22 protein-coding genes and 1 tRNA gene are annotated in these 19,949 nt (G+C 66.0%); 8 read left to right on the top strand and 15 right to left on the bottom strand.

What is annotated here, in order from left to right; all coding sequences use genetic code 11:
* Positions 1-161: 161 nt before the first annotated feature.
* Complete coding sequence (locus tag ACJASC_RS01355; RefSeq protein WP_021693131.1) at positions 162-1,217, top strand: LacI family DNA-binding transcriptional regulator; 1,056 nt, start codon at positions 162-164, stop codon at positions 1,215-1,217.
* Complete coding sequence (locus ACJASC_RS01360; RefSeq protein ID WP_415142888.1) at positions 1,202-2,311, top strand: ABC transporter ATP-binding protein; 1,110 nt, start codon at positions 1,202-1,204, stop codon at positions 2,309-2,311. The genes ACJASC_RS01355 and ACJASC_RS01360 overlap by 16 nt, the downstream gene beginning before the upstream one ends.
* Here ACJASC_RS01360 and ACJASC_RS01365 read toward each other — a convergent pair.
* The 4 genes from ACJASC_RS01365 to ACJASC_RS01380 all read right to left on the bottom strand — a co-directional run bounded on the left by ACJASC_RS01365 (position 2,289) and on the right by ACJASC_RS01380 (position 4,230).
* The gene (locus tag ACJASC_RS01365) at positions 2,289-2,504 is read right to left on the bottom strand and encodes a hypothetical protein (protein ID WP_415142890.1); all 216 of its coding nucleotides are present in this window, start codon (positions 2,502-2,504) and stop codon (positions 2,289-2,291) included. The two genes, ACJASC_RS01360 and ACJASC_RS01365, sit on opposite strands and share 23 nt — an antisense overlap.
* On the bottom strand, positions 2,501-2,761 hold the full coding sequence (locus tag ACJASC_RS01370) for a hypothetical protein (RefSeq protein WP_415142892.1): 261 nt from the start codon (positions 2,759-2,761) through the stop codon (positions 2,501-2,503). Before ACJASC_RS01370 ends, ACJASC_RS01365 begins: the two co-directional genes overlap by 4 nt.
* 93 nt (positions 2,762-2,854) lie before the next feature.
* Positions 2,855-3,514, bottom strand: a complete 660-nt coding sequence (locus ACJASC_RS01375) for a GntR family transcriptional regulator (protein ID WP_021693128.1) — start codon at positions 3,512-3,514, stop codon at positions 2,855-2,857.
* The gene (locus ACJASC_RS01380; RefSeq protein ID WP_415142895.1) at positions 3,511-4,230 is read right to left on the bottom strand and encodes a M48 family metallopeptidase; all 720 of its coding nucleotides are present in this window, start codon (positions 4,228-4,230) and stop codon (positions 3,511-3,513) included. The genes ACJASC_RS01375 and ACJASC_RS01380 overlap by 4 nt, the downstream gene beginning before the upstream one ends.
* A 147-nt stretch (positions 4,231-4,377) precedes the next feature.
* Here ACJASC_RS01380 and ACJASC_RS01385 point away from each other — a divergent pair, with 147 nt between their 5' ends.
* The 3 genes from ACJASC_RS01385 to ACJASC_RS01395 all read left to right on the top strand — a co-directional run bounded on the left by ACJASC_RS01385 (position 4,378) and on the right by ACJASC_RS01395 (position 6,103).
* Positions 4,378-4,716 carry a TIGR02300 family protein gene (locus ACJASC_RS01385; protein WP_021693126.1) on the top strand — a complete coding sequence of 113 codons (339 nt, stop codon included), beginning with the start codon at positions 4,378-4,380 and terminating at the stop codon, positions 4,714-4,716.
* Between the two features lie 110 nt (positions 4,717-4,826).
* A tRNA-Ala gene (locus tag ACJASC_RS01390) sits at positions 4,827-4,902 on the top strand.
* A 331-nt stretch (positions 4,903-5,233) separates the two neighbouring features.
* Complete coding sequence (locus ACJASC_RS01395) at positions 5,234-6,103, top strand: CAP domain-containing protein (protein WP_415142897.1); 870 nt, start codon at positions 5,234-5,236, stop codon at positions 6,101-6,103.
* Positions 6,104-6,207: 104 nt separating this feature from the next.
* Here the strand turns inward: ACJASC_RS01395 and lpdA are convergent, their stop codons facing one another.
* The 11 genes from lpdA to ACJASC_RS01450 form a co-directional block, all read right to left on the bottom strand.
* Positions 6,208-7,596, bottom strand: a complete 1,389-nt coding sequence (lpdA, locus tag ACJASC_RS01400) for a dihydrolipoyl dehydrogenase (protein WP_021693123.1) — start codon at positions 7,594-7,596, stop codon at positions 6,208-6,210.
* A 19-nt stretch (positions 7,597-7,615) separates the two neighbouring features.
* Positions 7,616-8,026, bottom strand: a complete 411-nt coding sequence (locus ACJASC_RS01405; protein ID WP_045319767.1) for an MAPEG family protein — start codon at positions 8,024-8,026, stop codon at positions 7,616-7,618.
* 19 nt (positions 8,027-8,045) lie between these two features.
* The gene (locus ACJASC_RS01410; RefSeq protein WP_415142899.1) at positions 8,046-8,432 is read right to left on the bottom strand and encodes an MAPEG family protein; all 387 of its coding nucleotides are present in this window, start codon (positions 8,430-8,432) and stop codon (positions 8,046-8,048) included.
* A gap of 83 nt (positions 8,433-8,515) precedes the next feature.
* Positions 8,516-8,758, bottom strand: a complete 243-nt coding sequence (locus tag ACJASC_RS01415) for a hypothetical protein (protein ID WP_415142902.1) — start codon at positions 8,756-8,758, stop codon at positions 8,516-8,518.
* Between the two features lie 57 nt (positions 8,759-8,815).
* Positions 8,816-10,060: a 2-oxoglutarate dehydrogenase complex dihydrolipoyllysine-residue succinyltransferase gene (odhB, locus tag ACJASC_RS01420; protein WP_415142904.1), complete on the bottom strand. Its 1,245-nt coding sequence runs from the start codon at positions 10,058-10,060 to the stop codon at positions 8,816-8,818.
* Positions 10,057-13,026, bottom strand: a complete 2,970-nt coding sequence (locus tag ACJASC_RS01425) for a 2-oxoglutarate dehydrogenase E1 component (protein WP_415142906.1) — start codon at positions 13,024-13,026, stop codon at positions 10,057-10,059. The genes odhB and ACJASC_RS01425 overlap by 4 nt, the downstream gene beginning before the upstream one ends.
* A 108-nt stretch (positions 13,027-13,134) precedes the next feature.
* Complete coding sequence (gene sucD, locus ACJASC_RS01430; RefSeq protein ID WP_415142908.1) at positions 13,135-14,016, bottom strand: succinate--CoA ligase subunit alpha; 882 nt, start codon at positions 14,014-14,016, stop codon at positions 13,135-13,137.
* 5 nt (positions 14,017-14,021) lie between these two features.
* A complete protein-coding gene (gene sucC / locus ACJASC_RS01435) occupies positions 14,022-15,215 on the bottom strand; it encodes an ADP-forming succinate--CoA ligase subunit beta (RefSeq protein WP_415142910.1) in 1,194 nt (397 codons plus the stop codon).
* Between the two features lie 230 nt (positions 15,216-15,445).
* The gene (gene mdh / locus ACJASC_RS01440; RefSeq protein ID WP_415142912.1) at positions 15,446-16,408 is read right to left on the bottom strand and encodes a malate dehydrogenase; all 963 of its coding nucleotides are present in this window, start codon (positions 16,406-16,408) and stop codon (positions 15,446-15,448) included.
* Between the two features lie 157 nt (positions 16,409-16,565).
* The gene (locus ACJASC_RS01445) at positions 16,566-17,660 is read right to left on the bottom strand and encodes a PRC-barrel domain-containing protein (protein WP_415142914.1); all 1,095 of its coding nucleotides are present in this window, start codon (positions 17,658-17,660) and stop codon (positions 16,566-16,568) included.
* A gap of 195 nt (positions 17,661-17,855) precedes the next feature.
* Positions 17,856-18,161, bottom strand: a complete 306-nt coding sequence (locus tag ACJASC_RS01450) for a hypothetical protein (protein WP_415142916.1) — start codon at positions 18,159-18,161, stop codon at positions 17,856-17,858.
* Between the two features lie 143 nt (positions 18,162-18,304).
* On the opposite strand from ACJASC_RS01450, the gene ACJASC_RS01455 reads away from it, so the two are divergent.
* From ACJASC_RS01455 to ACJASC_RS01465, 3 genes are read left to right on the top strand one after another with little or no spacing between them, the layout of a single operon-like run.
* Positions 18,305-19,144 carry an HpcH/HpaI aldolase/citrate lyase family protein gene (locus tag ACJASC_RS01455; RefSeq protein WP_415142918.1) on the top strand — a complete coding sequence of 280 codons (840 nt, stop codon included), beginning with the start codon at positions 18,305-18,307 and terminating at the stop codon, positions 19,142-19,144.
* Positions 19,141-19,695 carry an NnrU family protein gene (locus tag ACJASC_RS01460; RefSeq protein ID WP_021693681.1) on the top strand — a complete coding sequence of 185 codons (555 nt, stop codon included), beginning with the start codon at positions 19,141-19,143 and terminating at the stop codon, positions 19,693-19,695. The genes ACJASC_RS01455 and ACJASC_RS01460 overlap by 4 nt, the downstream gene beginning before the upstream one ends.
* The gene (locus ACJASC_RS01465) at positions 19,692-19,895 is read left to right on the top strand and encodes a DUF1737 domain-containing protein (RefSeq protein WP_021693682.1); all 204 of its coding nucleotides are present in this window, start codon (positions 19,692-19,694) and stop codon (positions 19,893-19,895) included. Before ACJASC_RS01460 ends, ACJASC_RS01465 begins: the two co-directional genes overlap by 4 nt.
* The last annotated feature ends 54 nt before the right edge of the window (positions 19,896-19,949 follow it).

The raw sequence follows: 19,949 nt of genomic DNA on the forward strand, positions 1-19,949 counted from the left end.
CTCCGATCCGCGCGATTCGCGGCACGATAGCAAAGCGGACCCGTTTCTCAAACCGTTTTGAAAATGACCCATAAACATCTCGCTTTTCGTTGCATTCGTAGAGACGATACGCCTAGATTGCCGCTGCAAACGTTTTGAATGACCAAGGGAGGGGTCGCGGCATGGCGACTCTCAAGGACATCTCGGTCGAACTCGGCCTCTCGGTCGCCACGGTGAGCCGGGCGCTGAACGGCTTTCCCGAAGTGGGTGCCCGGACCCGGACCCGGGTGCAGGAGGCGGCGGCGCGGCTGGGCTATCGGCCCAACCGCTCGGCGCAGCGGCTGGCCACCGGGCGTTCGGGCGTCGTCGGCATGATCGTCAAGCTGCGCGCCGACATGTCGGCCGACCAGACCTTCTTCGACGTGATCACCTCACTCACCGCCGAGCTGGCGGCGCGCGACCTAGATCTCGTGCTCTCGGTCGATCAGGGCGACGATCCCGTGGCCCCTTACAAGCGGATGCTGGAGCGCGACCTGCTCGACGGCTTCGTGCTCAACGCCCCGGTGCCGAACGATCCACGGCCCGGTTTTCTCATGTCGCGCGACGTGCCCTTCGTGATGCACGGTCAGGCGCATGATGCGCCCGATTACGCCTTTTTCGGCATCGACAACGCGGCGGTGAGCGCTGACGCGGTCGAGCTTTTGACCACGCTCGGCCACCGGCGGATCGCGCTGATCAACGGCGAGGCGCGCTTTGCCTTCGCCGCCGAGCGGGAGGCAGGGTTCCGCGCCGCCATGGCGGCAGGGGCGGGGGCGGTGCCCGACAGCGCCGTGGCCGATGGCCCGCCCACCGAAAACACCGGCTACACGCTGGCCTTGTCATGGCTTTCGGGCCGGACCGGGCCGCGCCCGACGGCGATCCTCTGCGCCACCACGCCGGTCGCGGCCGGGGTGCTGCGTGCGGCCCGCGATCTGGGGCTCTCGGTGCCGGGCGATCTGTCGGTGATGGCGCATGACGACGCGCTGCCCAACATCCGCCCCGCCCATTTCAACCCGGCGCTGACCGTCACCCATGCGCCGCTGCGCGAGGCCTGCGCGCCGCTGGCGCAGATGCTCGTCGACCATCTGAACGGCGCGCCGCCCGCGCGCCTGCAAACCGTGATCCGGGCCGGGCTGATCGTCCGGGCCTCGACCGGCCCCGTCCCGAAGGGAGAGGACATACCATGGCAGATTCCGTGACCAGCGCGCTGCGCGCCGATCGGCTCAAGAAGAGCTATGGCGGCGTCGAGGTGCTGCATTCGATCGACATCGACATGAAGCCGGGCGAGTTCCTCGTCCTCGTCGGCCCCTCCGGCTGCGGCAAGTCCACGCTCTTGAACTGCATCGCCGGGCTCGAGGAGATCTCAGGCGGCGCGCTCGAGATCGGCGGGCGCGACGTGACCCACGAGCCGCCCAAGGACCGCGACATCGCGATGGTGTTCCAGTCCTACGCGCTCTACCCGACGATGAACGTGGCCGAGAATATCGGCTTCGGCATGAAGGTGCGCAAGGTGCCCAAGGCGCAGGCGCAAGCGAGGATCGAGGAGGTGGCGAAGCTCCTGCAGATCGACCACCTGCTCGACCGCAAGCCGAGCCAGCTCTCGGGCGGTCAGCGTCAGCGCGTCGCCATGGGCCGGGCGCTGGTGCGCGACCCCAGGCTGTTTCTCTTCGACGAGCCATTGTCGAACCTCGACGCCAAGCTCAGGGTCGAGATGCGCGCCGAGATCAAGCGCATCCACAAGACCACCCATGCCAGCATCGTCTACGTCACCCATGACCAGATCGAGGCGATGACGCTGGCCAGCCGGATCGTCGTGCTCAAGGGCGGGGTGGTGCAGCAGATCGGCACGCCGCAGGAGATCTACGACACGCCCGCCAACACCTTCGTCGCGGATTTTATGGGCTCGCCGCCGATGAACCTCGTGCCTGCCCGCGTCACCGGGACCGGGCTCGACATCGACGGCACGCCGCTCGCAATGGGGCCGGGCTGGCGTGCCGCCGATCTGCCGGCGCGGGTGACGCTCGGCATCAGGCCCGAGCATCTGAGCCGCGCCGACGGCGCGCCCGACCTCGTGGTCGCGCCGAAGATGATCGAGAACACCGGGGCCGAGGCTTATGTGAACTTCGTGCTGGGCGGCGAGACGATCACCGCGCGGCTGCCCGGCCGCATCCCCGAGGACGCGACCGACCATGTCGATCTCGCCGTGGCGCGGGGCGGTCTGTGCCTGTTCGACATCGAGACCGGCACCCGTATCGACCGGGCGCGAACCCTCAGTGAAGCCGCCGCTGGCTGATCCCGGCGCGGCGCAGGCCGAGGCCCAGCGCCTCGGCCAGATGCGCGGCCTCTCCCGCCGCCTCGGCCCGCAGGAACGCCATGGCGAGCATCATCGCCTCTTCGCGCGCGGCTTCGGCCCCATGGCCGATCAGCCGGGCGAACCACGCCTCGTCCGCACCGAGGCAGGCGCAATCGGCGGCGTGACGCATCAAGGGCCTGCGCCCCGCAGCCGCGCAGAGCCGCGCCAGAGCGTCGAGCGCACCCGCGGCGGCACGGGGGCCGGGCCAGGATCGAGATCGAGCGTCAGCCGCACCGCCACGGCCTCTGCGCCGCTGTCGCACCAAAGACGCAGCAGGCGCACGGCGCGGGCCTCGATCGGGCCGAGATCGTCGATGCGACCGACCGGGGCGCCGCCGATCGGAACACGGGAATCATTCGAAGGGAAATCTTGGAGAAAGTCGCGGGGCATGGCGGGCCTCGATGGTCCTGAACGCGTCCGGCTTGCGACGGGCAGGGCCGTCGTGGCTGCCTCATTCCTGACCATAAATGTCGGATATGTCAATCATCCCTTAAGGAGCCGCAGCCCTTGGGTCACGTCGGTGCGCACCGCGAGCCGCAGCCCCGGCTCGTCGCCTGCGCGCAGCGCCGCGAGGATCAGCTTGTGATGATAGGGCGGATCGGTGCGCCTGAGGCGTCCATAGAGCGTCCGCATGGTCGGGCCGAGCTGCAGCCATACCGTCTCGGTCATGGCGAGGATGGCGGGCGACTGGGCGCGCAGATAGAGCGTGCGATGAAATTCGAGGTTCATGCGGATATAGCCCGAGGCGTCATGCCGTGCGACCATCTGGCTGACGCCCGCATTGATTGCCTCGAGCCGGTCGATCAGCGCGAAATGCGCCCGCGGCAGGGCGCGCGAGGCCAGCTCCGGCTCGAGCATCGCCCGCAGGCTCGCCAACTCCTCGATCCGCTCGTTGGTGAGCGCGGGTGTTGCGACGCGGCCCGAAGAAGACAGTGACAGCGCCCCCTCGGCCACCAGCCGCCGCACCGATTCGCGGGCCGGCGTCATCGATACGCCGAACAGCTTGCCGATACCGCGTAGGGTCAGCGATTCGCCCGGCTCCATCTCGCCATGCATGATCCGGGTGCGCAGCGCCCGGTAAACCCGGTCATGCGCGGCCCCGGTCGGGTCAGGCGTGCGCGGGCTGGCGGTGGCCGGGATCATGCGCGCGCCTCGAACTGGGCGGCGGGGGGCGCGAAGTCGATCCGCTGCAACGCGTCGCCATGCGTTCGGAGCCAGTCGCGCGCGGCGCGATGGTCGGGATAGAGCCGCGCGCAGACCGTCCAGAAGGCGGCGGAATGGTTCATCTCGGCCAGATGCGCAACCTCGTGGGCGGCGACGTAATCGCCGATCTCGGGCGGCGCCATCATCAACCGCCACGACAGCATGATGTCGCCAGCCGAGCTGCACGACCCCCAGCGCGAGCGCGTGTCGCGAAACGTCAGCCGCCCCACGGGGCGGCCCAGCACGGCGGCATGCCGTTCCACCGCTGTCGAAAGCGCGTCGCGGGCGCGGGCCTTGAGAAAGGCCATGGCGCGGGCCGGGGCACGGACGGCGTCGTCCGGCATCAACAGGGTATCGCCGTCGAGCCGCGGGCCGCGCACGGCGGCGGGGCGCAGCGCGATCTCGCGGCCCAGATAGGGCAGGGAGCCGCCCAAGCGCACCTCGCGCGACGGGGCCACTCGGTCGAGATGGCCGCGCACCCAAGCCTCGCGGTCCCGCAGGAAGGCCAGCCCCTCGCGCTCGGGCGTGCGTCTGGGCAAGGTGAGCGTTACCCGGCCGTCACGATGCGAGACCCGCAGCGTGATCCGCTGCGCCCGGTCCGAGCGGCGCAGCGCCACCGTCAGGGGCGGGTCGCCCGGAAGCACGTGTTCACCCATATTCCGTCCACTCCCCCACGGCCAAAGGCTTTGACACCCTGCCCGGCTTATGGCAGGGGAGCGCGATCCGCCGCAAGGCCGAGGCGCGTTCGCGCCCGGGCCCGCGCGCCTGCCGATCACCGCCGCACGGAACTGGAAGGACAGCCCATGCCGAAGGAAGAATGGGGAACCAAGCGCATCTGCCCGACCACGGGCAAGCGCTTTTACGACCTGAACGCCAACCCGATCGTCAGCCCCTATACGGGCCAGGTCGTGACGCTCGACACCGGCAAGCACCGCACCATGGTCGCGGATGCCGAGGACGCGCAGACCAAGAAGATGAAGAAATCCTCCGAGGATGACGAGGAGCTGCTGCTCGACGACAGCGACGACGAAGAGGATGATGACGTCGATCTGGGCGACGACGTGCTCGACGACGACGATGACGACAGCGACGAGGTCTCCCTCGACGAACTGGCCGACGTCCCGGCCAACGACGACGACTGAGAATTTCGGCCCGGGCGTGTGTTTTCCGCTTGCACCCGCCCGGCCCCACCCTTAGAGAGCGGCACACGGGCAGCGACGCTGACCGACACGGTGGAAACGCCGGACATGATGGGGCCTTAGCTCAGCTGGGAGAGCGCTTGCATGGCATGCAAGAGGTCAGGGGTTCGATCCCCCTAGGCTCCACCATCACCTTACCGACAGCAGCAGATCCGGATCGACCCGCACGGGCATGGCGCGTTCCATGGTCGGTTTCGTCATGTCCGCGGGCACCGTCAGGCTGCGCAAAACTGGCTCTATCTCTGTATACCAATTCATCTCCAGGTGGCGGCATGATTCCGCGCTCCCGGCGGGCATCGGCTAAGTGCCACTTGTTCGGCGGAGGTCGGCCAAGCGAAGCGGCGGGCTGCGGCGCAAAATCGCCCTTGGCGCCGCGCTGCGGCATGAGGTCTTCGTTCTTGCCGAGTTGCGCCCTAGGGCGGGCGTCGCAACACCGAACCGAGCAAGGATGAGAACCTTCATGTCCATCGCGAACGACCTCGAGCGCCAGATGCTCTCCCTGATTAACGAAGATCGGACGGCGGCGGGACTCAACCCCGTCAAGCTCGAGACCAATCTCAACGCCTCGAGCGAGGATCACAGCAGCTGGATGCTGCGGACCGACAGCTTCTCCCACACCGGTCAGGGCGGATCGAGCGCGACCGAGCGGATGCGCGACGCCAGTTTCGAATTCTCGGGCAGCTGGGCGTCGGGCGAGAACATCGCTTGGCAATCGGAACGCGGCGCGGCGGGTCTGGAGGACGACGTGGTCGACCTGCACGACTCCCTGATGAATAGCCCCGGCCACCGCGCGAACATCCTCAACCCGAACTTCGAATATGTCGGCATCGGCATCGAAAGGGGCGACTTCAAGGGCTGGGACGGCGTCATGGTCACCCAGAACTTCGCCCGCACGGGCGGATCGGTCGATCTGGACGGGGGGGACCCGGTGACCGGGCCCGATACGTCGCCCGGCGACAGCCTTGTCGCGCGGAACACCGCGCCGGTGGTCACCATGGACGACGTGACGGTCGCCCGGGTGCGGGGCGGCTATCGTACCTCGCTTGAGGATCATCTCAAGGTCAAGGATGCCGATGGCGACACCATCGCATGGTACGAGCTGCGTGACACCGAGGGGCGCGACAATTTCATCTTCAAGGGCAAAGGCCGCTTGGACGCCGAGAATGGGATCCGGATCGACGCCGACGATCTCGGCGCGATCCGGATCCGCGCCGATGGCCGCCCCGGCGATACTGAGCTCGAGGTGCGTGCGTTCGATGGGAGGGAGGTGAGCGACTGGGAAAGCTTTACCCTGACCACCCTGTCCGCCGAGGACTGGACGACCGCCTGATCGGACCGGGAACAGGCGTTCCACGCTTGGTTCCGCGCCTGTACCGGACATGCCAACGGCCGCCCTCGGGCGGCCGTTGGTCATTTTCGCTAAGCGGAGAGCGGTCAGGCGTGGATCGCTCCGTCGCCCAATGCCAGCGCCGCCTCGCGCACGGCCTCGGAATAGGTCGGATGCGCGTGGCAGGTGCGGGCCAGATCCTCGGCCGCCGCGCCGAACTCCATCGCCACACAGACCTCGTGGATCAGGTCGCCTGCCATCGGGCCGATGATATGCGCGCCAAGGATGCGGTCGGTTTCCTTGTCGGCGAGGATCTTCACGAAGCCCTCGGCCGAGTGGTTGGCCTTGGCGCGCGCGTTGCCCAAGAACGGGAACTTGCCGACCTTGTAGGCGTGGCCCGCCTCCTTGAGCTGTTCCTCGGTCTTGCCGACGGTGGCCACCTCGGGGTGAGTGTAGACCACGCCTGGGATGACTTCGTAGTTCACATGACCCTTCTGGCCGGCGAGGATCTCGGCGATCGCGACGCCCTCGTCCTCGGCCTTGTGCGCCAGCATCAGCCCCGGCACCGCGTCGCCGATCGCATAGACGCCGTCGACGCTGGTCTTGAAGTGGTCGTCGATCTTGATCTGGCCCCGATCGGTCATCTCGACGCCAAGCTCTTCTAAGCCCAGACCCTTCACATAGGGCTTGCGGCCCGTGGCCACGAGCACGCAGTCGGCGGTCAGGCTCTCTTCGCTGTCATCCTTGCGGCTCTTCCAGGTGACGGTGGCCTGCTCGCCCTCGACGGACACCCCCTGCACGGCGGAGCCGAGCACGAATTTCAGCCCCTGCTTGGTCAGGATCTTCTGGAAGTTGCGGGCCACCTCGGCGTCCATGCCGGGGGTGATCGCATCCAGATACTCGACCACGGTGACCTCGGTGCCGAGACGACGATAGACCGAGCCCAGCTCGAGCCCGATCACGCCCGCGCCGATCACGACCATCTTCTCGGGGATGCGGCCCAGCTCCAGCGCGCCGGTGGAATCGACGACGATCTTGTTGTCGATCTCGACATTCGGGATCGAGGTGGGGACGCTGCCGCTCGCGATCACGATGTTCTTGGCTTCGTGGGTTTCTTCGCCGACCTTCACCTTGCCCGCCTCGGGGACCGAGCCCCAGCCCTTGAGCCAGTCGATCTTGTTCTTCTTGAACAGGAATTCGATGCCGCTGGTGTTCTGGCCGACGCTGTCGCGCTTGTAGGCGAGCATCTGGTCCCAATCGACCTGCGGCTTGTCCGTCTTCAGACCCATCTTGGCAAAGTTGTGCTCGGCCTCGTGCAGCGCGTGGGTGGCATGCAGCAGCGCCTTGGAGGGAATGCAGCCCACGTTGAGGCAGGTGCCGCCCAGCGTCTCGCGCCCTTCGACCACCGCGGTCTTGAGGCCGAGCTGGGCCGCCTTGATGGCGCAGACATAGCCGCCGGGGCCGGCGCCGATGACGATGAGATCGTAGGATGCCATGGAAAACTCCTGTGGGGTGTCAGACGAGGGCGAGACCGATCATGGCGATGGTGGCAAGAAAGCCCACCAGCCAGATCAGTGACCGCCAGGGCCGGAGCCCGAAATAATAAGCGGGCACGTAAAGGATACGCGCCGCGAGATAGGTCCAGGCGAGCAGCGCCGAAAGACCGGTGGTCTTGTCGCCGAGGATCAGCACGACGACCGCGAGGGTAAAGAGGATCAGCCCTTCGAAATGATTGTTCAGCGCCCGGTAGAGCCGTCCCGTGCGGGGGCTGGCCATTGATTCCAGCGTCCCGCCGAGCCGCTGCGGATCGCGCGCGGAAAGCGTCTTGGCGAAGCCGAGTTCGCGATTGGCGCGCACCGACAGCCAAGCGTATTGCATCGCCTGCAGTAGCCCTGCCAAGGCGAGAACCTGCAATTCGGGGGCCATCATCATGCCCCCCACGGCGCTAGAGCGCGGCGACGTAGAGATAGAGGGTCGCGAAGAATCCCAAGGCCCAGACGGCAGTACGGGCCCATGGGATGCCAGCGGGGTAGAGCAGCGCATAGGCCAGCCGTGCGATCAGGAAGACCTGGGTCACCAGCAGCGTGCCGCCGCCGAACCCCTCGCGCGCCGCAAGGATCAGCACGGCAGGCGCGAACAGCGCCATCGCGGTGACCGAATTGGCCACGCAGCGCTCCATCCGTCCGGCCACGCCGGTCAGCCGGGGCATGTCGTCGCGTGGTCGCGCCAGCATCGGCAAGCCGACCTGAGACATGGCGAAAAGCACCTGAACGACAATCAATACGAGCACCAGAAGCCCGTAAAGCGCCAGAATATTGAGTTCGCTGGACATGAAATCCCTCCCGCAACCGACATGCACGCTGCGAGTGTAGCATGATCGCACGCGGCGCGTGTCGTGCAGGAGAGGGGGTCATGTCAAACGGTCTCGAGAAAGGTGCAGGTCATGGCGCCGCCAAAGCCCTGTTCCTTGGTGATCCAGCCTTGGGCCCGCTTGCGGTCGTTGACCTCGAACAGCACCAACACGGTCGAACCGTGATCGGCGTCGCGCCAGATCTGCAACTGGCTGAGACCAGCCTGCATCCGCTCTTCGTAATCATTGTCGAAGGCGGTCTTCCAAGAGGCGTAGTCGGGGGTGTCGATCTGGCAGAGCATCTGCATGGCGCGCGCCTTTCTTGAACAACGGGGCCGGGCTCAACGCCCGGCCCCGCATGGAGTTCAGAGGTCCATAAGCAGGCGACGCGGATCCTCGAGCGCCTCCTTGACGCGCACGAGGAAAGTCACGGCGCCCTTGCCGTCGACGATGCGGTGATCGTAGCTCAGCGCGAGATACATCATCGGCCGGATCTCGACCTTGCCGTTGATCGCCATCGGTCGGTCCTGAATCTTGTGCATGCCAAGGATGCCGGACTGCGGCGGGTTCAGGATAGGCGAGGACATCAGCGAGCCGTAGACGCCACCGTTCGAGATGGTGAAGGAGCCGCCCTGCATGTCGGCCATGCTGAGTTTGCCGTCGCGCGCCTTCAGGCCCATCTCGGAGATCGACTTCTCGATCTCGGCAAAGCCCATCTGGTCGGCGTTGCGGATCACCGGCACCACGAGGCCGGTAGGGGTGCCCACCGCGATGCCCATGTGGACGTAGTTCTTGTAAACCACGTGATCGCCGTCGATCTCGGCGTTGACGTCCGGCACTTCCTTCAGCGCGTGCACGCAGGCCTTGGTGAAGAAGGACATGAAACCGAGCTTCACGCTGTGCTTCTTCTCGAACAGACCCTTGTACTCGTTGCGCAGTTCCATCACCGCGGTCATGTCCACCTCGTTATAGGTGGTCAGCATCGCGGCGGTGTTCTGCGCCTCCTTGAGGCGGCGGGCGATGGTCTGGCGCAGGCGGGTCATCTTGACCCGCTCCTCGCGGTCGGCGTCATCCGACGACACCGGACCGCGCGCGGCAGGCTTGGAGGTCTCGGCGGCTTTCGGCGCGTTGAGCGCCTTGAGCACGTCTTCCTTCATCACCCGGCCATCCTTGCCGGTGCCCTTGACGTCGCCTTCCTTGAGGTCGTTTTCGGCCATCAGCTTCTTGGCCGAGGGGGCGTCCTCGGTATCGCCCTTGGCCTCGCCCTTCTCGGCGGGCTCGCCCTTCGGATCGCCGGAGACATTGGTCGCTTGCTGCTGCTCCTTGGGGCCATCCTCGGCGGGGGCCTCGGGCTTGGCCTTGGCGGGGGCATCGCCCTCGCTCACCTGCGCCAGAAGCGCGTCGACGCCCACGGTGTCGCCCTCGGCGGCCACGATCTCCGACAGGGTGCCTGCGACCGGCGAGGGGACCTCGACCGTGACCTTGTCGGTCTCCAGTTCGCACAGCATCTCGTCCACCGCCACGGCGTCGCCCGGCTTCTTGAACCAGGTGGCGACGGTCGCTTCGGTGACGCTTTCGCCCAGGGTGGGGACGCGGACTTCGGTGCTCATTCTCGGTTTCCTTCGATGCTCAGCGCTTCGTTCACCAGCGCTTGCTGTTGGGTCTTGTGCTGGCTGGCGAGGCCGGTCGCGGGCGAGGCGCTCGCGTGGCGGCCGACATATTGCGGGCGCTTGTGCGCGGCGTCGATCCGGCTCAGCACCCATTCGATGTTGGGCTCGATGAAGCTCCAGGCGCCCTGGTTCTTGGGCTCTTCCTGGCACCAGACCATCTCGGCGCCCTTGAACCGCTCCAGCTCCTTCACGAGGCTCAGCGCCGGGAAGGGATAGAACTGCTCGATCCGCATCAGGTAGACATCGTCCAGCCCGCGCGCATCGCGCTCCTCGAGCAGGTCGTAATAGACCTTGCCCGAGCACATGACGACGCGCTTGATCTCTGCGTCGGGCTTGAGCTCGGTGTCGCTGTGCCCCTTCTCGGCGTCGTCCCACAGCACGCGGTGGAAGGACGAGCCGGTGGTGAAGTCCTCGGCGTCCGAGATCGCCATCTTGTGGCGCAACAGCGATTTCGGCGTCATCAGCACCAGCGGCTTGCGGAAGGAGCGGTGCAGCTGGCGGCGCAGGATGTGGAAGTAGTTCGCCGGGGTCGAGCAGTTGGCGACGATCCAGTTGTCCTGACCGCACATCTGCAAGAAGCGTTCCAACCGCGCCGAAGAATGCTCGGGACCCTGACCCTCATAGCCATGCGGCAAGAGCATCACGAGGCCCGACATGCGCAGCCACTTCGATTCTCCCGAGGAAATGAACTGGTCGAACATGATCTGCGCGCCATTGGCGAAATCGCCGAACTGCGCCTCCCACATCACCAGCGCGTTGGGCTCGGCCAAGGTGTAGCCATACTCGAAGCCCAGCACCGCATATTCAGAGAGCATCGAGTCGATGACTTCGTAGCGGGCCTGACCCTCGCGGATGTTGTTGAGCGGGTAGTAGCGCTCCTCGTTGTCCTGGTTGATGAAGGCCGAATGGCGCTGCGAGAAGGTGCCGCGGGTGCTGTCCTGCCCCGACAGCCGCACCGGGTAGCCTTCGGTCAGCAGCGAGCCGAAGGCCAGCGCCTCGGCCGTGGCCCAGTCAAAGCCCTTACCGGTCTCGAACATCTGGCCCTTGGCCTCGAGCAGGCGGTTGATGGTGCGGTGCAACGGGAAATCGTCGGGCGCGCGGGTGAGCGAGCGGCCGATCTCCGTCATGGTCTTTTCGTCGATCGCGGTCTGGCCACGCTGGTAGCTCTCGTGGTCGCGGCGGTCGAGATGGCTCCAGCGCCCGTCGAGCCAGTCGGCCTTGTTGGGGCGGTAGGTCTTGCCAGCCTCGAACTCCTCGCCCAGCATTGCCTGGAACTGCGCCTTCATGTCCTCGATCTCGCCCTCCGGGATCAGCCCGTCCTTGACGAGCCGCTCGGTATAAAGCGTGAGCGTGGTCTTCTGGCTCTTGATCTTCTTGTACATCACCGGGTTGGTGAACATGGGCTCGTCGCCCTCGTTGTGACCGAAGCGGCGGTAGCAGAAGATGTCGAGAACCACGTCCTTGTGGAACTTCTGGCGGAACTCGGTCGCCACCTTGGCGGCGTGCACCACGGCTTCGGGATCGTCACCGTTCACGTGGAAGATCGGCGCCTCGACCATCAGCGCGATGTCGGTGGGGTAGGGCGAGGAGCGCGAGAAATGCGGCGCGGTGGTAAAGCCGATCTGGTTGTTCACCACGATATGGATTGTGCCGCCGGTGCGGTGACCCACGAGGCCCGACAGGCCGAAGCCCTCGGCCACGACGCCCTGACCCGCGAAGGCCGCGTCGCCATGCAGCAGCACCGGGATCACCTGCGTGCGGTCGGTGTCGCCGAGCTGGCTCTGCTTGGCGCGCGCCTTGCCGAGCACGACCGGGTTCACCGCCTCGAGGTGGGAGGGGTTCGCGGTCAGCGACAGGTGCACCTTGTTGCCGTCGAACTCGCGGTCCGAACTGGCACCGAGGTGATATTTCACGTCGCCCGAACCGTCGACTTCCTCGGGTTTGAAGCTGCCGCCCTGAAACTCGTGAAAGATCGCGCGGTAGGGCTTTTGCATGACGTTGGCGAGCACCGAGAGACGGCCGCGATGCGGCATGCCGATCACGATGTCCTTTACGCCGAGGCTGCCGCCGCGCTTGATGATCTGCTCCATCGCCGGGATCAGCGCCTCGCCGCCATCAAGGCCGAAGCGCTTGGTGCCCATGTATTTCACATGCAGGAACTTCTCGAAGCCCTCGGCCTCGACCAGCTTGTTCAGGATCGCCTTGCGGCCTTCCTTGGTGAACTGGATCTCCTTGCCATAGCCCTCGATCCGCTCCTTGAGCCAGGCCGACTGCTCGGGGTCCGAGATGTGCATGTATTGCAGCGCGAAGGTGCCGCAATAGGTGCGCCGGACCAACGAGATGATCTGGTTCATCGTCGCGATCTCGAGGCCGAGCACGTTGTCGATGAAGATCGGTCGGTCCATGTCGGCCTTGGTGAAGCCGTAATTCGCCGGGTCCAGCTCGGGATGTGGGGTTTCCTCGCGCAGGCCCAGCGGATCGAGATCGGCGGCGAGATGGCCGCGAATCCGGTAGGCGCGGATGATCATCAGCGCGCGGATCGAATCCAGCACCGCGGCGCGCAGCTGCTGCTCGCTCAGGCCCACGCCCTTCTCGGCGGCCTTGGCCGCGATCTTGTCGCGCGCGCCCTTGGCTTCGGCGGGGGCGGCCCACTGGCCGTCGAGCGCCGCCGTCAGGTCGTCGTTGGGCTGCATCGGCCAGTCGGCGCGGGCCCAGGACGGACCGGCCGCTTCGGCGCGGGCGTCCGAGCCGCTGTCGCCGAGGCTGCGGAAGAACTCCTGCCAGGCCTCGTCGACGCTCGACGGGTTCTCGGCATAGCGCGCGTGGAGCTGCTCGATGTAGTCGGCGTTCGTCCCCTGCAGGAAGGAAGAGGCGTGGAACACGTCGTTGGGGCTTTGCTCGGTCATGGCAGGATCCTCGATCCTCGGGGCAAAAAACTGGGGCGCCGGGCCCAGATAGGGCGCGCGGCGCGGATGTCAGGGGGGAGGGGCGGTGCCGTCCCCTCCCGGCAGGTCTCAGCCGATCGCCTTGAGCACGGCTTCGCCGAGCGAGGCGGGGCTGTCGGCGACCACGATCCCGGCGCGCTTCATCGCTTCGATCTTGCTATCCGCGTCGCCTTGGCCGCCCGACACGATGGCGCCGGCATGGCCCATGCGGCGGCCCGGAGGGGCGGTGCGCCCGGCGATGAAACCGGCGGTGGGCTTCCAGCGGCCGGCCTTTTTCTCGTCGGCGAGGAACTGCGCCGCCTCTTCCTCGGCGGTGCCGCCGATCTCGCCGATCATGATGATCGACTGGGTCTCGGGGTCGGCGAGGAACATCTCTAGGATGTCGATATGCTCCGAGCCCTTGATCGGGTCGCCGCCGATGCCGACGGCCGTGGACTGGCCAAGGCCCGAATCCGAGGTCTGCTTGACCGCCTCGTAGGTCAGCGTGCCTGAACGAGACACGACGCCGACCGAGCCGCGCTTGTGGATGTGGCCGGGCATGATGCCGATCTTGCAGGCGTCGGGGGTGATGACACCGGGACAGTTCGGCCCGATCAGGCGGGTCTTGGAGTTCACCAGCGCCCGCTTGACCTTCATCATGTCGAGCACCGGGATGCCTTCGGTGATGCAGATCACCAACTCCATCTCGGCGTCGATCGCCTCCATGATGGAATCCGCGGCGAAAGGCGGCGGCACGTAGATGACGCTTGCATTGGCTTCGGTCTTGGCCTTGGCCTCGTGCACGCTGTCGAACACGGGCAGGTCGAGATGGGTCTGGCCGCCCTTGCCCGGGGTGACGCCGCCGACCATCTTGGTGCCGTAGGCGATCGCCTGCTCGGTGTGGAAGGTGCCCTGCGAACCGGTCAGGCCCTGGCAGATGACGCGTGTGTTTTCGTCGACGAGAATCGCCATTGCTGTTATCCCTTCACCGCTTTGACGATCTTCTCGGCGGCGTCGGACAGGTTGTCCGCCGCGATCACGTCGAGACCGGAATTGTTGATGATCTCCTTGCCCTGATCGACATTCGTCCCTTCGAGACGCACGACCAGCGGCACCTTCAGGCCGACTTCCTTGACGGCCGCGATCACGCCTTCGGCGATGACGTCGCAGCGCATGATGCCGCCGAAAATGTTGACCAGGATGCCTTTGACGTTCTGGTCGGAGGTGATGATCTTGAAGGCCTCGGTGACCTTCTCCTTGGTGGCGCCGCCGCCCACGTCGAGGAAGTTGGCGGGCTCGGCACCCTTGAGCTTGATGATGTCCATCGTCGCCATCGCAAGGCCCGCGCCGTTAACCATGCAGCCGATCTCGCCGTCGAGCGCGATGTAGTTCAGGTCGTATTTCGAGGCGGCCAGCTCCTTGCTGTCCTCCTCGGTCTCGTCGCGCAGGGCGGCGATGTCGTCATGGCGGTAGATCGCGTTGCCGTCAAAGCCCATCTTGGCGTCGAGGCATTTCAGGTCCCCCTTGTCGGTGACGATCAGCGGGTTGATCTCCAGCATCTCCATGTCCTTCTCGACGAAGAGACGGTAGAGCGTGTCCATCAGCTTGACGCACTGCTTCACCTGCTGGCCCTTGAGGCCGAGCGCGAAGGCGATGCGGCGGCCGTGATAGGGCTGGTAGCCGGTGGCCGGATCGACCGAGAAGCTCAGGATCTTCTCGGGCTTGGAGGCGGCAACCTCTTCGATGTCCATGCCGCCCTCGGTCGAGCAGACGAAGGAGATGCGCGAGGTGGCGCGATCGACCAGCAGCGCGAGGTAGAGCTCGGTTTCGATCTCCGAGCCATCCTCGATGTAGATACGGTTGACCTGCTTGCCCGCCGGGCCGGTCTGGTGCGTGACCAGCGTGCGGCCGAGCATCTTCTTGGCCTCTTCGGCCGCCTCCTCGACGGAGCGAGCGAGACGAACGCCGCCCTTTTCGCCGGCATCGGCTTCCTTGAAGCTGCCCTTGCCGCGCCCGCCGGCGTGGATCTGCGCCTTCACCACCCAGAGCGGGCCGTCGAGTTCGCCAGCCGCCGTCTTCGCCTCTTCCGCGCGCATGACGGGACGTCCGTCCGAGACGGGCGCGCCGTAGCTGCGCAGAAGGGCCTTGGCCTGGTATTCGTGGATGTTCATGGACCGGTCCTCGGTTGCCGTGATTTGGCCCCTTCAAACACACCCGATGCCGCGAAAGAACAGGTTTCAGGGTATGGTCGGCAGAATTCCGACATATGTGATCACAGCATTTCAACGTGTGATCACATGGCGTCCGGCGCTGCTGCAAAATGCCGCAATGCGGCGATTCGTGCATGCGAAGGAAAAGGGCGCCCCGCAGGGCGCCCTTTTCTGAAGATTTCGAAAGCGGATTAGGAAAGACTGGAGTCGATCCCCTTGCAGGCATCGACGAGGCCGCGCACCGCGTCGACCGATTTGTCGAACATCGCCTGCTCGTCGCGGTTCATCTTGATGTCGATGACCTTTTCCACGCCACCGGCGCCGATCACGGTGGGCACGCCCACATACATGCCGTTCAAGCCAAGCGCGCCGTCGACATAGGCCGCACAGGGCAGCACGCGCTTCTGATCCTTGAGATAGGCTTCGGCCATCTCGATCGCGGAGGTGGCGGGGGCGTAGAAGGCCGAACCCGTCTTGAGCAGGCCGACGATCTCGGCACCACCGTCGCGGGTGCGCTGGATGATCGCGTCGAGCTTTTCCTGCGTGGTCCAGCCCATCTGCACCAGATCGGGCAGGGGGATGCCGCCGACGGTCGAGTAGCGCGCCAAAGGCACCATGGTGTCGCCGTGGCCGCCGAGCACGAAGGCAGTGACGTCCTTCATCGAGACTTCGAATTCGAGGCTGAGGAAGTGGCGGAAGCGGGCGCTGTCGAGCACGCCGGCCATGCCGCAGACCTTCTCATGCGGCAGGCCCGAGAATTCGCGCAGGGCCCAGACCATCGCGTCCAGCGGGTTGGTGATGCAGATGACAAAGGCGTCGGGGGCGTGCTTGGCGATGCCCTCGCCGACGGATTTCATGACCTTGAGGTTGATGCCCAGAAGGTCGTCACGGCTCATGCCGGGCTTGCGCGGCACGCCAGCGGTGACAATGCACACGTCAGCGCCGGCGATGTCGGCATAGTCATTGGTGCCCTTGAGGGTGGCATCGAAGCCCTCGGCCGGACCGGATTCGGCGATATCCAGCGCCTTGCCCTGGGGGGTGCCTTCGGCAATGTCGAACAGCACGACATCGCCGAGTTCCTTGATCGCGGCGAGATGGGCGAGCGTGCCGCCGATCTGACCGGCGCCGATGAGGGCGATCTTGGGTCTGGCCATGAATGGCTCCTGTCGAGAATGTGTTTGCGAGGCTTTGCCTAAGCCGTGCCAGACCCTCTTGCAAGCCTGAGGCGGGTCTTGCCGAGTTGGTTACGCGATGTTTGCGCAAACGCAAACGGCCGCCCCGAGGGGCGGCCGCGTGGTGGGTGGGCGTCGGTTACTGCGCGGCGGGCACAGTTTCAGTCTCGGTTTCCATCTCGACGGCGTTGGCGTCCATCTCCTCGGCCGGTGCTTCGTATTCCGGCAGCGCCTTCAGCTCGTCTTCGGTCGCGCTGATATAGACGCGGATGTCCGAGCCGTCTTCGTTGGACAGGATCTGCAGATCCTCGAAGTTCACGGCAACCTTCTTTTCGCCGATTCCGAGGAAGCCGCCGACGCCGATCACGGCCTCGGTGATTGCGCCGCTGTCGGAGGCCACAAGGTCTTCGATGTCGCCGATATTCTCGTCATTGGCGCCATAGACGGTGGCGCCGTTGATCTCTTCGGTGCTCAGGTCGGTGACGGGGGTGGTGGTGTAGCCCTCGCGCTCGATCATGCCAGCGGTGGTCGCCGCCGGAGCTGTGGTCTCCAGCTCGGCTTCGCCTTCGGCCATCTCGGTTTCGACCTCGGTCTCCATGGTCTCGAGCTCGGCTTCGCCCTCGGCCATCTCGGTCTCGACCTCGGTGGTCGTGGTCTCGCCGGCGGCCGGGACCGTGGCGGTATCGGTCGCCATTTCGGTCTCTTCCCCCTCGGCCATGGTCGCGGTGGCAGCCGCGGTGGCGGCGGCACCGGTCTGCTCGACCATGCCCGGCTCGGCGGCTTCGCCATTGGTCATGGCGGTGTCTTCGACGGAGGCGCGCTCAAAGGCCGGAGCCGCTTCGAGAGCTTCCTGGCTGGAGTTGATCACGAGGAACCGCTCGCCGTTCTCGTCGTCATAGGTGCGGATCTGATCCATCGTTACGGCGACGTCCTTTTCGCCGATCCCAAGGAAGCCGCCAACGCCGACGATTACGGCCTGAACCGTGCCTTCTTCGGAGATCACGAGGTCGTTGATCTCGCCGATATCATCCCATTCCTGTTCGGCGAAGTTGATCATATCGCCGTTGGAGCCCAGTTCCTGCTCGGAGGAATAGAGGCGCATGCCCATCAGGTTGGAGGCGTAGAAGTCGTCAGCGGTGACTTCGTAGGCGCCCATGCCCATGCTGTGGGATTCGGCGTAAGCGGTCGTGCCCATGACGAGCGCGGTCGCGGCGGAGGTAAGAAGAAGTTTCATTGTTCCAGACCTTTCGTCCTTCAGCGGGCCCCGCATCCCCTGGCGGAGATCACCGGCCCGTGTCTGAAGGAAGAACACCCGGTCTCGACGCCGGTTGCATGGTCCGAAGGATTTTTTTCTGCGACCGGAAGGGATGGCTGAATCTGGCGCAGTCGCCGCGGCGAAATAGGCTGAAAAGGGCCGAAAACAGGGGTTTCAAGCCTCAGGATCCTCCGATGGCAGCCTCTCACTCAGCATCTCAAAGGCCTGACCCGCCGCCAACAGGCAGCTTTGCCCGTCGGCACGGGTCACGAGCAGGGTCCAGCTGCCTGTGGCGTCCGAGGCGAAGACCTCGATCACCTGATTGGCCCCGTCGAGTGCGATGGCCTGACGGCTTTCGCCATAGCGTTCGGCCAGCTGCGTGACGATCATCTCATGCGTGCCGCAGCGCGGGGACGAGGCGGCGGGCAGGGCCAGCGCGCAAAGCGGCAGCGCCAGCAACATCAGTCGGGTCGGGGTCATCGCGGTCTCCTTCGGAGGGATCGGCTTGGGGCCTTGTTTCCAGACTGCCGCAGCGGCGCGAAGATGCGGTTAACGGGGCCACCGTTGCGTCCATGCGTCCGGCGCGGCACTGTCGCGGGCATCCCCTTGTCGAAGGTCCGCCCATGCCATTCCGCTCCCTGCTTTATGTTCCGGCCTCGAACCCCCGCGCCCTGGAAAAGGCGCGCGATCTGCCTTGCGACGCGTTGATTTTCGATCTTGAGGACGCCGTCGCCCCCGCCGCCAAGGAGACGGCGCGAGAACGCCTCGGGGCTGCGCTGGCACAGGCCGGATCGCGCGGCGGGGCGCGGCTGGTGCGGATCAATCCCCTCGGCTCGCCTTGGGGCGAAGCGGATCTCGCGGCGCTGGCGGCATGGGACTGTGATGGGGTGGTGGTGCCCAAGGTCGATGGTTTGGCGGATCTCGATGCGGTGGCGGCGCGCACCAAGAGGCCGCTTTGGGCGATGATCGAGACCGCGCGCGGCGTTCTGGCGGCCCCCGAGATCTGCGCGCATCCCCGGCTTGCCGGCATCATCATGGGCACCAACGATCTCGCCCGCGACCTCGGCCTGCGCGCCCGTCCCGACCGGATGCCGCTCTGGGCAGCCCTGCAAGGCACGCTGCTCGCGGCGCGGGCGCGGCAGGTGCTGGCGATCGACGGGGTGTGCAATGCGCTCGATGATTCCGCGCGGCTCGGGGCCGAGTGCGAACAGGGCCGCGACATGGGTTTCGATGGCAAGAGCCTGATCCACCCTGCGCAGATCGCGGCGGCCAACGCGGCCTTCGCACCGAGCGCCGAGGAGGTCGACCTCGCTCGCCGCCGCATCGCCGCCCACGAGGCGGTGATGGCGCAAGGGCAGGGGGTGGCGGTGGTCGATGGCGAGATCGTCGAGGCGCTGCATGTGCAGAGCGCCCGAGCGACGCTTGAACTGGCGCGCATCGTCGGCGAGGGAGAAGCCTCATGATACTCGTGGTGTTGGGCTTGGGTCTGTGGAGCGCTGCGCATCTGATGCCGCAACTCGCCCCGGCGCTGCATGCCCGGCTCGGACGCCGCGCGCGGCCCGTCGTGGCGATGACGGTGCTGCTCGGCCTGCTGCTGATGATTCTCGGCTATATCGGCTGGGATTCGGCGTATCACCGGACGCCTGCGGCGTGGACGCGGCATCTCAACAACCTGATGATGCTCGTCGCGGTCTATCTCTTTGCCGCCTCGGGGGCCAAGACCCGTATCGCCGTGGCACTGCGCCATCCGCAACTTCTGGCGGTGTCGCTGTGGTCGGGGGCGCATCTTTTGGCCAATGGCACATGGTCGGCATTGGTGCTGTTCGGAGGTCTCGGGCTTTGGGCGGTGATCGAGATGGCGCTGCTCGACGCGCGCATGCCGCTTACCGTGCGTCCGGCCCCTGTGACGATGGCGCGCGAACTGCGCACCGCGATCATCGCAGTGGTGGTTTTCATCCTGATCGGGCTGGTGCATGGCTGGGTCGGACCCAACCCTTTCGGAGCCATCTCATGAAGATCTACCGTTTTCTCACCGGGGACGACACTTCGGCCTTCTGCCACAAGGTCACCGAGGCGCTGTCCAAGGGCTGGGATCTCTATGGAGAGCCCAGCTATGCCTACGACTCGGCCAATGGCGTCATGCGCTGCGGGCAGGCCGTCACCAAGGAAGCGGATGTTGCCTATTCCGCCGATCTCAAGTTGGGCCAGCTCTGAGCAGGGGCGGATCGTCGCAGGATCTGGGCAGACGCGTGCGTCTACCTAGATCAG

This window comes from Limimaricola cinnabarinus, assembly GCF_047631075.1.
Classification (GTDB): Bacteria; Pseudomonadota; Alphaproteobacteria; order Rhodobacterales; family Rhodobacteraceae; genus Limimaricola; species Limimaricola cinnabarinus.